The organism is Stutzerimonas stutzeri (genome assembly GCF_024448985.1).
In the GTDB taxonomy this organism is placed as follows: Bacteria; Pseudomonadota; Gammaproteobacteria; order Pseudomonadales; family Pseudomonadaceae; genus Stutzerimonas; species Stutzerimonas stutzeri_AP.
This window is the reverse complement of the sequence record NZ_JAMOII010000008.1, coordinates 98,246-112,965: the sequence shown is the minus strand read 5'-3', so window position 1 is coordinate 112,965 and position 14,720 is coordinate 98,246. Positions and strand designations below refer to the sequence as shown.

Annotated in this window: 13 protein-coding genes and 1 pseudogene; 2 read left to right on the top strand and 12 right to left on the bottom strand. The window is 63.0% G+C overall.

What is annotated here, in order from left to right; all coding sequences use genetic code 11:
* Window positions 1-84 precede the first annotated feature (84 nt).
* The 6 genes from urtB to ureE form a co-directional block, all read right to left on the bottom strand.
* Window positions 85-1,650: an urea ABC transporter permease subunit UrtB gene (urtB, locus tag NA647_RS11585; protein ID WP_256057823.1), complete on the bottom strand. Its 1,566-nt coding sequence runs from the start codon at window positions 1,648-1,650 to the stop codon at window positions 85-87.
* Window positions 1,651-1,854: 204 nt separating this feature from the next.
* The gene (gene urtA, locus NA647_RS11580; protein WP_256057822.1) at window positions 1,855-3,123 is read right to left on the bottom strand and encodes an urea ABC transporter substrate-binding protein; all 1,269 of its coding nucleotides are present in this window, start codon (window positions 3,121-3,123) and stop codon (window positions 1,855-1,857) included.
* A gap of 244 nt (window positions 3,124-3,367) precedes the next feature.
* On the bottom strand, window positions 3,368-3,943 hold the full coding sequence (locus tag NA647_RS11575) for a HupE/UreJ family protein (protein WP_256057821.1): 576 nt from the start codon (window positions 3,941-3,943) through the stop codon (window positions 3,368-3,370).
* Window positions 3,944-4,057: 114 nt separating this feature from the next.
* Window positions 4,058-4,672 carry an urease accessory protein UreG gene (gene ureG, locus NA647_RS11570; RefSeq protein WP_256057820.1) on the bottom strand — a complete coding sequence of 205 codons (615 nt, stop codon included), beginning with the start codon at window positions 4,670-4,672 and terminating at the stop codon, window positions 4,058-4,060.
* A gap of 59 nt (window positions 4,673-4,731) precedes the next feature.
* Window positions 4,732-5,409, bottom strand: coding sequence for an urease accessory protein UreF (locus tag NA647_RS11565; RefSeq protein ID WP_256057819.1), 678 nt, complete (start codon window positions 5,407-5,409; stop codon window positions 4,732-4,734).
* Complete coding sequence (gene ureE, locus NA647_RS11560) at window positions 5,406-5,906, bottom strand: urease accessory protein UreE (RefSeq protein ID WP_256057818.1); 501 nt, start codon at window positions 5,904-5,906, stop codon at window positions 5,406-5,408. Before ureE ends, NA647_RS11565 begins: the two co-directional genes overlap by 4 nt.
* Between ureE and NA647_RS11555 the strand changes: the two genes are divergently transcribed.
* Complete coding sequence (locus NA647_RS11555) at window positions 5,892-6,290, top strand: hypothetical protein (RefSeq protein ID WP_256057817.1); 399 nt, start codon at window positions 5,892-5,894, stop codon at window positions 6,288-6,290. The two genes, ureE and NA647_RS11555, sit on opposite strands and share 15 nt — an antisense overlap.
* Here NA647_RS11555 and NA647_RS11550 read toward each other — a convergent pair.
* The 5 genes from NA647_RS11550 to NA647_RS11530 all read right to left on the bottom strand — a co-directional run bounded on the left by NA647_RS11550 (window position 6,230) and on the right by NA647_RS11530 (window position 11,569).
* Entirely contained in the window at window positions 6,230-7,696 is a 1,467-nt protein-coding gene (locus tag NA647_RS11550) for an NCS1 family nucleobase:cation symporter-1 (RefSeq protein WP_256057816.1), read from the bottom strand. The genes NA647_RS11555 and NA647_RS11550 overlap by 61 nt on opposite strands.
* A gap of 423 nt (window positions 7,697-8,119) precedes the next feature.
* On the bottom strand, window positions 8,120-9,820 hold the full coding sequence (ureC, locus tag NA647_RS11545; protein ID WP_256057815.1) for an urease subunit alpha: 1,701 nt from the start codon (window positions 9,818-9,820) through the stop codon (window positions 8,120-8,122).
* 106 nt (window positions 9,821-9,926) lie between these two features.
* On the bottom strand, window positions 9,927-10,232 hold the full coding sequence (locus NA647_RS11540; RefSeq protein ID WP_256057814.1) for an urease subunit beta: 306 nt from the start codon (window positions 10,230-10,232) through the stop codon (window positions 9,927-9,929).
* A 109-nt stretch (window positions 10,233-10,341) separates the two neighbouring features.
* Window positions 10,342-10,644 carry an urease subunit gamma gene (gene ureA / locus NA647_RS11535; RefSeq protein ID WP_131648182.1) on the bottom strand — a complete coding sequence of 101 codons (303 nt, stop codon included), beginning with the start codon at window positions 10,642-10,644 and terminating at the stop codon, window positions 10,342-10,344.
* A 91-nt stretch (window positions 10,645-10,735) separates the two neighbouring features.
* A complete protein-coding gene (locus tag NA647_RS11530; RefSeq protein ID WP_256057813.1) occupies window positions 10,736-11,569 on the bottom strand; it encodes an urease accessory protein UreD in 834 nt (277 codons plus the stop codon).
* Window positions 11,570-11,997: 428 nt separating this feature from the next.
* Between NA647_RS11530 and NA647_RS11525 the strand changes: the two are divergent.
* Window positions 11,998-12,447 (top strand): annotated as a pseudogene (locus tag NA647_RS11525) (REP-associated tyrosine transposase).
* Window positions 12,448-12,973: 526 nt separating this feature from the next.
* Here the strand turns inward: NA647_RS11525 and NA647_RS11520 are convergent.
* The gene (locus tag NA647_RS11520) at window positions 12,974-14,677 is read right to left on the bottom strand and encodes an ATP-dependent DNA ligase (protein ID WP_256057812.1); all 1,704 of its coding nucleotides are present in this window, start codon (window positions 14,675-14,677) and stop codon (window positions 12,974-12,976) included.
* Between the last annotated feature and the right edge of the window lie 43 nt (window positions 14,678-14,720).

The window sequence follows — 14,720 nt, the reverse complement described above, 5'->3', positions numbered from 1 at the left end:
TCGTCCCGCAATTCGGCGCGTAGCTCGGTTCGCGAGCAAGCTCGCTCCTACGGCGATGCGGCAGGCGGTGGGGCGATGGCGGCATCAATCGATCACCCTCCCTTTCAGCGCGAACAGCCCCTGCGGGCGCTTCTGGATGAACAGGATGATCAGCGCAAGGATGAGGATCTTGCCCAGCACCGCGCCGATCTGCGGTTCGAGGATCTTGTTGGCGATGCCCAGGCCGAAGGCGGCGAAGATGCTGCCGGCCAGCTGGCCAACACCACCGAGCACCACCACCAGGAACGAATCGATGATGTAGCCCTGGCCCAGGTCCGGGCCGACGTTGCCTATCTGACTCAGCGCCACGCCACCCAACCCGGCAATCCCCGAACCGAGCCCGAAAGCCATCATGTCGATGCGCCCAGTCGGCACGCCGCAGCAGGCGGCCATGTTGCGGTTCTGGGTCACAGCACGCACGTTCAGGCCCAGGCGGGTCTTGTTCAGCAGCAGCCAGGTCAGCAGCACCACGAACAGCGCAAAGCCGATGATCACCATGCGGTTGTAGGGCAAAACCAGGTTCGGCAACACCTGTAACCCGCCTGACAGCCAGCCTGGGTTGGCGACTTCCACGTTTTGCGCGCCGAACAGCACGCGCACCAGCTGGATCAGGATCAGGCTGATGCCCCAGGTCGCCAGCAGGGTTTCCAGCGGTCGGCCATAAAGGTGTCGGATCACGGTGCGTTCCAGTGCCATACCGACGGCAGCGGTGACAAAGAAGGCTACCGGCAGCGCGACAAGTGGATAGAACGCCAGGGCATCCGGCGCCAGCCGCGCCATCAGCACCTGCACCATGTAGGTCGCGTAGGCGCCGAGCATCAGCATCTCGCCGTGGGCCATGTTGATTACGCCCAACAGGCCGAAGGTGATGGCCAGGCCCAGCGCGGCGAGCAGCAGGATCGAGCCTAGCGACAAACCGCTGAAGGCCTGGCCGAGCAGTTCGCCGATCAGCAGCTTGCGTTTGACCTGGACCAGGCTGGTCTCGGCGGCCTTGCGCACATCCGCGTCGGTTTCCGCTTCGTCGGCCAGTAAGTTCTCCAGGCGTACCCGCGCCAGCGGCGCACCGGTTTCGCCCAGCAGGCGGACGGCGGCCAGGCGCACAGCGGAGTCCTCAGCGCTCAGCTGGAGGTTGGCCAGAGCCAGTGTGAGGGCTTCGCGTACGGCCGGATCATCTTCGGCTTCGAGCCGCTGTTGCAGGAGCGGCAGCTGTTCCGGCTGGCCGCTGCGCTGCAGGCGCTTGGCAGCGCTGAGGCGTTGCAACGGGGCGTCGGAGAACAGCTGATGGCTGGCCAGCGCGGTATTGAGCAAGCCGCGCAGGCGGTTATTCAAACGCAGCTTCTTCGGCGTGCCGACCGGTTTGGCATCGCCTTCGAGGGCGCGGTAGTCACCGTTCTCTTCGATGAAGGGCGACTTGTTCTTATCGATGGCGACGCGATTGGCGCGCAGCGCTTCGATCAGCGGCAGGCGCTCAGGGACTGGCGAGATGGCCCAGCGTTCCAGCAGTTTCGCCTGCTGCGCCGGGCTGGCGCTGGCGTAGTCGGCTGAGTCTCCGGCCTGAGCCGTCCAGGGCAGGGCAAGCAGGGGCAGGAGCAGGAGGAAAAGTCGGTACAAGGCAGTTACCTCTGGAAAAGCGGCAAAGTCGCCGAGGTTCAGGAGGCTTCCGTAGGGTGGGCTTCAGCCCACCACGGCCTCCTTCGGTGGGCTGAAGCCCACCAATGACCGGGCGAAAACGTCTTGCTTCAATGCGTCGTCAGGTAGCGGTGGGCTGAAGCGGAACGCCGCTCGACCCACCCTACGATGGCTACAGAGACGAAATCAGTTCGACTTCACCGCGTAATCCGGCTTCGCGTCGTTGCCTGGGATATAAGGACTCCACGGTTGTGCACGGAGTGGGCTTTCGGTTTCCCAGACCACCGAGAACTGCCCGTCGTCCTGGACTTCGCCGATCATTACCGGCTTGTGCAAGTGGTGGTTCTTTTCGTCCATGGTCAGGGTGTAGCCGCTCGGTGCATCGAAGGTCTGGCCAGCCAGTGCATCGCGCACTTTGCCAACATCGGTTGTGCCGGCTTTCTCCACCGCTTGCGCCCACATGTGGATGCCCACGTAGGTGGCTTCCATCGGATCGTTGGTCACCGCCTTGTCAGCGCCCGGCAGGTTCTTGGCCTTGGCGTAGGCCTTCCATTTGCTGACGAACTCGGTGTTGACCGGGTTTTCCACCGACTGGAAGTAGTTCCAGGCGGCCAGGTGGCCCACCAGCGGCTTGGTGTCGATGCCGCGCAGCTCTTCTTCACCCACGGAGAAGGCCACCACCGGCACCTCGGTGGCGTCCAGGCCCTGGTTGGCCAGCTCCTTGTAGAAGGGCACGTTGGAGTCGCCGTTGATGGTCGACACCACGGCGGTCTTGCCGCCGACGGAGAACTTCTTGATGTTGGCGACGATGGTCTGGTAATCGCTGTGACCGAAGGGAGTGTAGACCTCCTCGATGCTGGATTCCGGCACGCCCTTGCTGATCAGGAACGCGCGCAGGATCTTGTTGGTGGTACGTGGGTAGACGTAGTCGGTGCCGAGCAGGAAGAAGCGCTCGGCGCTGCCGCCGTCTTCGCTCATCAGGTACTCGACCGCCGGGATGGCCTGCTGGTTGGGCGCTGCGCCGGTATAGAAGACGTTGGGTGACAGCTCTTCGCCTTCGTACTGGACGGGGTAGAACAGCAGGCCGTTGAGCTCTTCATAGACTGGCAGCACGGATTTGCGCGACACCGAGGTCCAGCAACCGAAGGTCACCGCGACCTTGTCTTGAGTCAGCAGCTGACGGCCTTTCTCGGCGAACAGCGGCCAGTTGGAAGCCGGATCGACGACCACCGGCTCGAGTTGCTTGCCGAGCACGCCGCCCTTGGCATTGATCTCGTCGATGGTCATCAGCGCCATGTCTTTCAGCGACGTCTCCGAAATGGCCATGGTGCCGGACAGCGAATGCAGGATGCCGACCTTAATGGTCTCGGCGGCCTGCAGGGTGAAGGGGAACAGGCCGCTGAGCATCAGGGCACTGGCGGCAAGGGTGGAATTCAGTAGAGGACGGCGTTTCATGGTGGGCGGCTCCTTGGCTGTCCATGCGCAACTGTGGGTTGGTCCTTGGGGACGTGAAGCTCTATCGCAGCATCCGTGCCAATTCTTCCGGGAGCGCTCTAAATGGGGGCTTTGCCCCCGTTTTCGACCATGCGCCGTACAAGCGCGGCGCGTCGGTATGGTGCGAAAACGGGGCGGTGGGGATGCGACGGAGCGGAGCTCTGCACGCTCGTGGTGCGAAGGCTAGAGGTTGATTTGCCCTTACTCAGCCGGCCAGCAGCCAGGCGCCGGCCAGTGCCGAGGCGGCGCCGGCGATACGCACCAGCGGCGCGGCGGCTTGCGGCAGGCTGCGTGCGACGGCGTAACCGGCAGCATGCAGGGCCGCCGTGGCGACGATGAATCCGGCCGCATAACCCCATGGGCTCGCCAGCTCCGGCAGTTCCAGGCCGTGGGCCATGCCGTGGCTGATCGCGAACAGTGCGGTCAGACCGGCCGCCAGCGGCAGCGGCGGACGTACCGCCAGCGCTACCAGCAGGCCGAGCGCCAGGACCGATCCGGCGATACCGGTTTCCATGAGTGGCAGCTCAATGCCGGCGAAGCCGAGCAGGCCGCCGACGAGCATGGTGGCGACGAAGGTCAGTGGGAGAGCCAGACGTGCATTGCCCTGCTGCTGCGAAGCCCACAGGCCGACGGCTAGCATGGCCAGCAGGTGATCGAGACCCAGGATCGGGTGAGCGATGCCGGACATCACCCCGGCATGGTCATGGCCGGGATGGGCAAAGGCCAATGCTGGGATGAGCAGCAGGGCGGAAGCGAGGAAGAAGTTTCTGTGTAGGTTCATGCGGTGTCCCTTTGGTTTTTCTAGAGCGGTCAGGATTCGTGAAGGTCGGTTGCGGTTTGCGGTTTCGCGGGCAAGGACTCGGGGTCCCCCTCGCTCCTATAGGAATGGTTTCGCTCAGGCGGCGTTGAGCATTCCTTGTTTCTCGATGAAGGCGATGATCTCGTCGAGACCCTGGCCGACCTTCTGGTTGCTGAAGACGAAGGGCTTGTCGCCGCGCATCTTGCGGGTGTCGCGGTCCATGACCTCCAGCGAGGCACCGACCATCGGCGCCAGATCGACCTTGTTGATTACCAGCAGGTCGGACTTGCAGATGCCCGGCCCGCCCTTGCGCGGCAGCTTGTCGCCGGCCGAGACGTCGATCACATAGATAGTCAGGTCGGACAGCTCGGGACTGAAGGTGGCGGACAGGTTGTCGCCGCCGGATTCGACAAGGATCAAGTCCAGCCCTGGAAAGCGCCGGTTGAGCTGATCGACGGCTTCCAGATTGATCGAGGCGTCCTCACGGATCGCCGTGTGCGGGCAGCCGCCTGTTTCCACACCGATGATGCGCTCGGGCGCCAGGGCCTCGTTTCGTACCAGGAACTGGGCGTCTTCTTGGGTATAGATATCGTTGGTGACCACGGCCAGGTTGTAGCGCTCGCGCAGGGCCAGGCACAGGGCGAGGGTCAGCGCGGTCTTGCCGGAGCCGACTGGGCCGCCAATGCCGACACGCAGGGGTTGGGCGTTCATGGTGATGTCCTCTGTTGCGGTAATGAGTGTGGTTGCGTATGTGGCGCTGCCGGCTGCGTTCATGAGCGGAACAGCCGGCTGTACTGGCGCTCATGGGCCATACAAGTCAGTGCCAGGCCAAAGGGGGCGCTGCCCCAGTGCTTGGGATCGATCTCGCTCGCGGCACGCTGGGCCTGCTCCAGCGTCGGCAGCAGTTCGGACGTCAGCCGTTGGGCAGCCTGTTGGCCCAGCGGCAAGGTTTTCATCAGCACGGCCAGCTGGTTTTCCAGCCAGCCCCAAAGCCAGGCGCTGAGTGCATCGTCGGGCGAGATGGCCCAAGCGCGCGCAGCCAGCGCCCAGCCGAGGGCGAGGCCGGGTTCTTCAATGCGTGCAAACAGAGCGCGGGCGGGGTCGTCCAGTTCTGGCAGGTTGCTCAGCAATTGCTTGAGTGAATAGCCCATCTGCCTGCTTTCCAGGCGCAGCTCTCGCGTTTCGCGGCTGGCACGATTACGTGCGGCCAGGCGCTCCAGTTCGAACCAGTCTTCGGCGGCGGCTGCCTCGCAATGGGCCAGCAGCAGCGGCATTTCGAAGCGCGCCAGATTGAGCAGCAACTGGTCGCCGAGCCAGCGCCGGGCACTGGTCTCGTCCTGTACCAACCCTTGCTCCACCGCCATTTCCAGGCCCTGCGAATAGCTGTAGCTGCCAATAGGCAGCTGGGGACTGGCCAGCCGCAGCAGCGCGAACGCAGCCGGATTCACCGGCGCGCGCCGAACTGGTGCAGCCTCGGCGCGTAGCTGAATTCGGCTTCGCCGGCGTGGGAGTGGTGGTGACCGCCGCCGTAGGCGCCGTGTTCCGGCTGGAAGGGCGCTTCGATGGGTTCGACGTTGGCGCCCAGTTGCAGCAGCATGTCCTTGAGCACGTAGTCGTCGAGCAAGCGCAGCCAGCCATCTCCGACTTGTAGGGCTACATGGCGATTGCCCAGGTGGTAGGCAGCCCGGGTCAGTTCGAAGCTGCTGGAGCAGGTTACGTGGAGCAGCTGTTCGGCGCGGGCGCGCACGATGACGATGCGGCCGTCCTGGGCCTGCAAGCATTCACCGTCATGCAGTGGCGGCTGGCCGCGTTCGAGAAACAGCCCAACTTCCTCGCCATCGGTGGTAAAGCAGCGCAGGCGCGACTTGCTGCGCGCCTCGTAGCTCAGTTCCAGCTCGGCGTCGCCTTTGGCCTGTGGGGTGGTGCGTTGATGAATGACCAGCATGGGCAGTTCCGCTTGTGTGATGACGCAAGCAGAGCAAGGCCCTTGCCAACCTTCCTCATAGACGTGTCGTGCGGGCTGCAGTGGCCGGTGTGCCTGAAAATGGGGCTCGATCTGTGTCGTCGTGGTGCGCTGAAAAGCGTCGCGCATTACATTGGTGCGCTGCCCGTTCCGGCAGTAAGGATCGTCAGTTGCGATGGCGCAGTGGTGCCGATTGCGAAAATGGTGATCCGTGTGGCGATGCGCTTAGCGAATCAGCTGTTCGCGGGCGTTGCAAAATCGAACGAACCGATCCTTTCTGACCGATCCGTTCGGACCCGCTCCCTTTACGGCGTCGCAGCGGGTGCTACACCTGAAGCCACCGGGTGTTTACGCATCAGCAGGTAATGCACGACTCCACCAAATAGCGCGCCGAGCAACCAGGCGAAGCCCGACAGGCTTTCCAGGCCGGGCGTCCATACCGATGCGACCGAGAACAGCGAGCTGATGCCGAAGGCGATGATCGCCTTGCGATTCCAGCCTGCGCTGAAGTAGTAGGTCGAACCTGGTTCCGCCGAGAACAGCTCCTGCACGTTCAATTGCTGACGGCGGATCAGGTAGTAGTCGGCGACGAGGATGCCGTACAGCGGCGCCAGCACCGCGCCCAGCGTGTCGACAAATGCGGCGATGCCTACGGCGCTGATGAAGGATACCCAGAGTGCGCCGATGAAGAAGGCGATGGTTGCGGTGATGAATCCGCCGGTACGGGCACTGATACGGGCCGGTGACAGGTTGGCGATGTCGTAGGCCGGGGGGATGAAGTTGGCGACCAGGTTGATGCCCACCGTTGCGACGAAGAAGGTCAGCGCAGCGATCAGGGTCAGGCCGACATTATCGATCCGCGCGACGATATCGGTCGGGTTAGTCAGCGTCTCGCCGAACACTACTACGGTGCCGGCCGTAATCACCAAAGCGATCATGGAGAAGATTGCAAGGCTCACCGGAAGCCCCAGGAAATTGCCGATGCGCATCTGCCGCTCGTTCTTTACGAAGCGGGCAAAGTCCCCGTAATTGATCACCACGGCCGCGAAGTAGGCCACCATGGTGCCGACCACCGCAGCAAATGCGGCGATGGGGCCGCCGGTATAGCTGCCGGTGCCGCTGAAAATGCTGCCAAGCGCGCCGATGAGACCCGGCCCGGCCTTGTAGCAGATGGCGATCATCATCGCGATCATCACCAGATAGACCAGCGGGCCGGCCCAGTTGAGGAATCGTGTGACCCAATCTACGCCGCGCACGAATAACGCCACCTGGAATACGCAGACGATCACGTAGGCCATCCAATCGATGAAGGTCAGGCCCAGCAGCGTCGCATCCGAGCCAGGACCGAACAGCGTGCGGATCAACAGCGCTACCGCCGTGGAGGCGAAGTAGGTCTGCACGCCGTACCAGAAGATCGCCACGATGCCGCGTACTACCGCAGGGAAGTTCGCCCCGCGCACGCCCATGCTGGCGCGGGCCATGACCGGGAAGGGGATGCCGTACTTGACGCTGGGTTTGCCGGTCAACTGCACCAACCCCATGACGATGAACCCCGCCAGTACGATTCCTGCAAGCACCGCCCAGCCGTTCAGGCCATAGCTGATGAACAGGGTGGCAGCTAGGGTGTAGCCGAACAGGCTCTGGATATCGTTGGACCAGACGTTGAAAATTTCGAACCAGCCCCATTTGCGCTTCGCGGGGGACAAGGGCGCAAGGTCGGCGTTGTGCAGGCTGGTATCGATCCGCTTGATATTGAAATCGTCGTGGTTCATGGCGTGCGCTCTGTATGCAAGACAAGGTGGCATAGGTGTATGCAGTTCTTGTTCCGCGTACGGCTCGGCCCGCGAGGCATCGAGCAAATTGTTGATCGCTCGGTTCATGCTCGATACCGGAAGCTTAGACCGTCCGGCATGTTTCGCTATGCGCTTTGTATACAAGCGACGATGAAAAAACCGGGCGGCCGGTCGCGAATCGCCCTGTAATGCACCGATAGCTCGCAAGAAAAACCTCGCATGCCCCGGCGGGGTGCTGAAGTGGATTCTTTCGCCGTTGCGTTGCGTTGCAGCGCTGAGCCGAGCGCCGATGGCGGGTTAAAACCCACGGTGTTCCGCTTCGAGCGGTGTGTTGAATGACCGTGATCCGTAGGGCGGAAATTTTTCCGCCGCTGTACGGCACGTTGAGTCAGAACAGCAGGATCAGAACAGGAAATACCGCTGCGCCATCGGCAACACCTCGGCTGGCTCGCACCAGAGCAGCTGGCCATCTGCTTTCACCTGGTAGTTCTGCGGGTCGACGTCGATCTGTGGCGTGTAGTCGTTATGAATCAGGTCCTTTTTCTGCACCGTCCGACAGCCCTTTACCACGCCTATTTTTTTCTTCAGCCCGAGCTGCTCCGGCACGCCGGCCTCAAACGCGGCCTGGCTGATGAAGGTAAAGCTCGACGCATGCAGCGAACCGCCGTAGCTGCCGAACATCGGCCGATAGTGCACCGGCTGGGGGGTCGGAATCGACGCGTTGGCGTCGCCCATCAGGCTGGCAGCAATGACGCCGCCCTTGAGGATCAGGGTCGGTTTGACGCCGAAGAATGCCGGCCGCCAGAGCACCAGGTCGGCCCACTTGCCGATTTCGATGGAGCCGACTTCGTGACTGATGCCATGGGTGATAGCGGGGTTGATGGTGTACTTGGCGATGTAGCGCTTCACGCGGAAGTTGTCATTGCCAGGACCGTCGCCGGATAGGGCGCCGCGCTGCTTCTTCATTTTGTCGGCGGTCTGCCAGGTGCGGGTGATGACTTCGCCGACGCGGCCCATGGCCTGACTGTCGGAGCTGATCATGGAGAAGGCGCCGAGGTCGTGGAGGATGTCTTCGGCGGCGATGGTCTCGCGGCGGATGCGTGACTCGGCGAAGGCCACGTCTTCGGCGATGCTCGGGTCGAGGTGATGGCAGACCATGAGCATGTCCAGATGCTCGTCGATGGTGTTCTTGGTGAACGGCCGAGTCGGGTTGGTCGAGCTGGGTAGCACGTTGGGGAAGCCGCAGGCCTTGATGATGTCCGGCGCGTGACCGCCTCCCGCACCCTCGGTGTGGTAGGTGTGAATGGTGCGGCCCTTGAATGCTCCCAGCGTCGTCTCGACGAAGCCTGATTCGTTGAGTGTGTCGGTATGGATCGCCACCTGGATATCGTACTGGTCGGCCACGCTCAGGCAATTGTCGATGGCCGCCGGCGTGGTCCCCCAGTCTTCATGCAGCTTGAGGCCGATGGCGCCAGCCTGGATCTGTTCGATCAGCGGCTCGGGCAGCGAGACATTGCCCTTGCCGGTGAAGCCGATGTTCATCGGAAAGGCCTCGGCGGCCTGGAGCATGCGCGCCATATGCCAAGGGCCGGGTGTCACGGTGGTGGCGTAGGTGCCGGTAGCCGGTCCCGTGCCGCCGCCGATCATGGTAGTGGTGCCGCTCATGAGGGCTTCTTCGATCTGCTGCGGGCAGATGAAATGGATATGGCTGTCGATACCGCCCGCGGTGAGGATCATGCCTTCACCGGCGATGACTTCGGTGGCCCCGCCAATAGCGATGGTCACGCCGGGCTGAATATCCGGATTTCCGGCCTTGCCGATGGCGGCGATACGCCCGTCCTTTAGGCCAACGTCTGCCTTGACGATGCCCCAGTGATCGACGATCAGCGCATTGGTGATCACTGTATCGACCACGTCGGCAGCACACAGCTGGCTCTGGCCCATGCCGTCGCGGATGACCTTGCCACCGCCGAATTTCACCTCATCGCCGTAGACGTTGAAGTCCTTCTCCACTTCGATCCATAGCTCGGTGTCGGCCAGGCGCACTTTGTCGCCAACGGTGGGGCCGAACATGTCGGCATAAGCGCTTCGACTGATTTTCATGTCTGTTCCTTTCGATAGCTGGAAGCCGGAAGCCGGAAGCTAGAAGCTGAAAGCAATTCGGACGCGCTTTTCTTCGAGCTTCCAGCTTCTGGCTTCCAGCTCGTCATCAGAGGTCGCCCATCACCCGCCCGGCAAAACCGAACACTCGGCGATCACCGGCCAGCTCGACCAGCTCGACCTCGCGGCTCTGGCCTGGCTCGAAGCGCACTGCGGTACCGGCGGGGATGTTCAGGCGCATGCCGCGTGCGGCGGCGCGGTCGAAACTGAGGGCGTCGTTGGTTTCGAAGAAGTGATAGTGCGAGCCGACCTGGATTGGGCGGTCGCCGCCGTTGGCCACGCTCAGGGTCAGGGTGCGGCGGCCGGCGTTGAGCTCGATGTCGCCGTCCTGGATCTGGTATTCGCCGGGGATCATGGCATTACTCCGTAATTGAGCGGGAAGCTTGAAGCCAGAAGCTGGTAGCGAATAAAGCCGCTGGAATCGCTCTGGCTTCCAGCTTCCAGCGTTGAGCTTATGGCTGCCGTCAGGCGATCGGTTGATGGACGGTGACTAGCTTGGTGCCGTCCGGAAAGGTGGCCTCGACCTGGATCTCCGGAATCATTTCCGGCACGCCTTCCATCACCTGCTCGCGGCTGAGCAGAGTGGTGCCGTAATGCATCAGCTCGGCCACCGTCCGGCCGTCGCGGGCGCCTTCAAGCAGCGCCGCGGAAATGTAGGCCATCGCTTCCGGGTAGTTGAGCTTCACACCACGTGCCAGACGGCGCTCGGCTACCAGGCCGGCGGTGAAGATCAGCAGCTTGTCTTTTTCTCTTGGGGTGAGGTCCATTGGTGCTCCATTCATTGACGGATGCCGTTCTTCGCATCCACCTGCGGTTTGGTAGTCGGTGAGCCATGGCGCAGCCTGGCTCACCGATGGATCAGGTACTCCAGATTCTCGGCGGTACGGCTTCGCGCCCTAGCAGCTCCGGGCGCAGCAAGCGCCACAGCTCGATCAGCCAGGCACGGGCATGCAGGGCTTCGCGGGCCAGGCAGCGGCCGACGATTAGCCCCGGCAGTTGTGTCAGGTCGCCGCGAACCCGGCTCGGTAGTTCGCGGCAGCGCTCCATCAACCCGGCGTCGATTTCTCCCGTGGCGATCAGGGTGGCGAACACCGGTTGGCCATCGAAACCGATCGGCGAATCCAGCAAACCGTCACCGCCGATAACGCGCTGGCATTCGTGCCAGAGCAGTTCGCCGTCACGGCGGATTTCCAGTTGCGCCTGGAAATGCCCGGCGTCGAAACGTTCGTTCGCCGCGGGGCGGCCCAGCGCGACCATGTCCCAGTAGAACAGCCTGGCGTCACCTTCCAGTTCGATAGCCGTGGACAACTCGGCCTGCGCAGCGGAATAGACGATGGTCTCCTGCGGCAGCCATTCGAGCGTGGCGCCGGCTTCGACACGCAGTGCCAATTGCTGGAACGCCGGGGCGGCGGCGCGATACCACTTGGCTGCACCGGGACTGGTCAGCTGTGCCCAGGCGCTGGGGCCGACCGTGGCGCTGATGTCCAAGCGATCACCGCCAGCAATCCCGCCTGGTGGGTGCACGATGATGTGTTGGCAGACTTCTGGGCCCTCGGCATACAGATGCTTCTGCACCCGTAGCGGGCCGCTGTGGCGGCGTAACACCGGGCGCGTCGTCTCGCCGAAACGCGCGTAGCCGAGTTCCAGCTCAGCGTGCCAATGAGGAGTAAACAGGGAAGTCAGCGCTGTCATTGCCGAAGGTTCATCAATGGTTGAACCGTCATTCAGCAATAGTCGTGCCTTGTGGGTGGCAAGACCGCTGTGCCTTGCCGCAGCAGCGTCTTGAGAGGGCTAGAAACCGGTGGCTGCACCGGCGTGGTGCTGCTTGATGTGTGCAGCGTATTTGTCGTGCCCGAAAGTGGTGCGGCGACTGGCGCGGCCGAATAAATTCGGCCCTACAGAGAAGGTCGGTGCAGCAGCGGTAGCACCCGTAGGGCGATTTTCGGTCGAGTTAGGCATGCACCGATTGGGCGGCGGTCACGTCCCGTAGGGCCGAATTCATTCGGCCAAGCTTGGACATGCGCCAGTGCGGAGGTGGTCACATGCCCGTAGGGCCGAACTTGTTCGGCCGACGCAACCCTCCTATGGTTAGCCTTCCTCCGCCGCACGGACATAAGGACATGTCGCGCGATGCTCTACGGCGGGGCCGCTATTCCGCGCCCGGTCAGCTTTACCACGTCACCACCTGTACGAAGAATCGCCAGCCGCTGTTCTCGCCCCCGGCCTGCGCACGTCTGGTCATTGGCCAGATGCGCGTCTTGGACGACGACGCTTGGGTTTCCACGCTCGCCTGGGTTCTGATGCCGGATCATCTGCACTGATTGTTCGAGCTCGGCGAGCGCCATTCGCTCGATCAGGTGCTGAAACGCTTCAAGGGCCGCAGCGGGCAACTCCTCAGCCGAGCGCTGCTACGGCCGGGTTCGGTCTGGCAGCCGGGCTATCACGATCATGCCTTGCGCTGCGAAGAAGACGTCCAGGCGATTGCGCGCTACATCGTCGCCAACCCGCTGCGTGCTGGGCTGGTGGAGCGTATCGGTGATTACCCCTGGTGGGATGCGGTGTGGTTGTGATGGTTAGCAAATGAATTCGGCCCTACGGTCGGGTGCGAGACAGCGGTTTTGTTGTGGGACCGAACGTGTTTGGCCAGGTGTGTCGATTCGCAGCTGTTAGGCGGGGCAGGTTGGCCGCATAAATTCGGCCCTACGGTCGGGTGCGAGACAGCGGTTTTGTTGTGAGGACCGAACATGTTTGGCCAGGTGTGTCGATTCGCAGCTGTTAGGCGGGGCAGGTTGGCCGAATAAATTCGGCCCTACGGTCGGGTGCGAGGCAGCGGTTTTGTTATGGGCCGAACGTGTTTGGCCAGGTCTGTCGATTCGCAGCTGTTAGGCGGGGCAGGTTAGCCGAAGAACACGGTCCTACGTTCGGGTTCGGAGTAGCGGTTTTGTTGTGGCGCCGAAACGTGTTCGGCCAGATCTGCCGATTCGCAGGTATTAGGCGGGGCAGGTTGCCCGAAAATTCGGCCCTACGACCGGGGGCGGGAGTGCGGTTTTGTTGTAGGGCCGAACTTGTTCGGCCGTTGGGCTGGCTGGAGCACGCTCATCCCAGCAATTCCTTGAGCGTCTCCAGCGTATCCGCCTCGTCCACCGGTTTGTCGTGACGCCAGCGCAGCATCCTCGGAAATCTCACGGCGATACCGCTCTTATGCCGGCTACTGGCGGCGATGCCTTCGAAGCCCAGCTCGAACACCAGGGTCGGCGTCACGCTGCGCACTGGGCCGAACTTCTCCACGGTGGTCTTGCGCACGATGGCGTCCACCTTGCGCATCTCCTCGTCGGTGAGTCCCGAATAGGCCTTGGCGAAGGGCACCAGCTTGCGTTCGGGGTTGCCCGGCTCGCCGTCCCAGACGGCGAAGGTGTAATCGGTATAGAGGCTGGCACGGCGACCATGGCCGCGCTGGGCATAGATCAATACGGCATCAATGGAGTACGGGTCGATCTTCCATTTCCACCAGAGGCCCACATCTTTCGTGCGACCGACGCCATATTGCGCGGCGCGGGCCTTGATCATCATGCCCTCGACGCCCAGGGTGCGTGAGGCCTCGCGCTGGCGGGCGAGATCCTGCCAGTCGGTGCCTGTGACCAGTGCTGACAGCATCAACCGTGGGTTCGGGCATTGTGCGACCACTGCTTCGAGCTGTTGCCGACGTTCATGGTGCGGTCGTTGCCGCCAGTCCTCGCCTTGCCATTCCAGCAGGTCATAGGCGAGTACGGAAACGGGTGCATCCTGCAGCACCTTGGCGGTGAGGTTCTTGCGACCAATGCGCTGCTGCAGCAGGGCGAAGGGTTGTACGCCGGACCCTTCAGCTGCCGGCGCTGCGGCATCGAGGGCCGGTAGCGCAGTGGTGGATTGCTCGGGAGGATGTTTCCAGACCAGGATTTCGCCATCGATCACCGTTCCGTCCGGTAAACAGCTGGCCAGCTCGCATAGCTCGGGAAAGCGTTCGCTCACCAGTTCCTCACCGCGCGACCAGACCCAGATCTGCCCGTCGCGCTTGACCAGCTGGGCGCGGATGCCATCCCACTTCCATTCAACGAACCAGTTCTCAGGGGCGCCCAGCAGGCTATCGAACTCCTCCACGGGCGCCTGCAATGAATGGGCAAGAAAGAAGGGGTAGGGCTGGCCGCCCCGCTGGGCATGTTCGTGTTCCGATTCGTCGGCGATCAGAGCCAGGTAGCCTTCGGCGCTGGGACGGTGAGACAGGTCGGTGTAACCGACCAGACGCTGCGCCACACGCTTGGGGTCGAGATCGGCGAGCGAGGCCAGCGCTCGCGTGACCAGCAGCTTCGATACCCCGACGCGAAAGGCGCCTGTGATCAGCTTGATGCATACCATGAGGCTCAGCCGGTCCAGCTGTGCCCACAGCAATGGCAGGCGCGCGGTCAGCTCCTCCGGTGGCAGGCCACGCAAGGGCAGCAGCCTGTCCTGCATCCATACCGCCAGGCCTTCGTCCGAGCTGTGCTCGGCTTCGGGCATCAATAGCGAGATGGTTTCGGCCATGTCACCGACAGCCTGGTAGCTTTCTTCGAACAACCATTCCGGCAAACCGGACGCCTGCATGGCCGTTTCGCGCAGCACACGGGTCGGCACCAGCTGGCGCGGCCGGCCCCCGGACAGGAAGTAGACCGCCCAGGCGGCGTCGGCGGGATCCGCTTCGCGGAAGTAGTCGCGCATCGCAGCAAGCTTGGCGTTGCTGGAGGTGGTCGCGTCGAGGCGGCTGTAAAGGGTGGCGAAGGCTTTCATTTCGTACCACCCTCAGGTCCCGGCGCAGCCTGCTGAGCGGGCT

Coding starts and splice junctions, on each gene's coding strand:
- urtA (WP_256057822.1), bottom strand. CDS start 3,123: ATGAAACGCCGTCCTCTACTGAATTCCACCCTTGCCGCCAGTGCCCTG.
- NA647_RS11575 (WP_256057821.1), bottom strand. CDS start 3,943: ATGAACCTACACAGAAACTTCTTCCTCGCTTCCGCCCTGCTGCTCATC.
- ureG (WP_256057820.1), bottom strand. CDS start 4,672: ATGAACGCCCAACCCCTGCGTGTCGGCATTGGCGGCCCAGTCGGCTCC.
- NA647_RS11555 (WP_256057817.1), top strand. CDS start 5,892: ATGAATGACCAGCATGGGCAGTTCCGCTTGTGTGATGACGCAAGCAGA.
- ureE (WP_256057818.1), bottom strand. CDS start 5,906: ATGCTGGTCATTCATCAACGCACCACCCCACAGGCCAAAGGCGACGCC.
- NA647_RS11550 (WP_256057816.1), bottom strand. CDS start 7,696: ATGAACCACGACGATTTCAATATCAAGCGGATCGATACCAGCCTGCAC.
- ureC (WP_256057815.1), bottom strand. CDS start 9,820: ATGAAAATCAGTCGAAGCGCTTATGCCGACATGTTCGGCCCCACCGTT.
- NA647_RS11540 (WP_256057814.1), bottom strand. CDS start 10,232: ATGATCCCCGGCGAATACCAGATCCAGGACGGCGACATCGAGCTCAAC.
- ureA (WP_131648182.1), bottom strand. CDS start 10,644: ATGGACCTCACCCCAAGAGAAAAAGACAAGCTGCTGATCTTCACCGCC.
- NA647_RS11530 (WP_256057813.1), bottom strand. CDS start 11,569: ATGACAGCGCTGACTTCCCTGTTTACTCCTCATTGGCACGCTGAGCTG.
- NA647_RS11520 (WP_256057812.1), bottom strand. CDS start 14,677: ATGAAAGCCTTCGCCACCCTTTACAGCCGCCTCGACGCGACCACCTCC.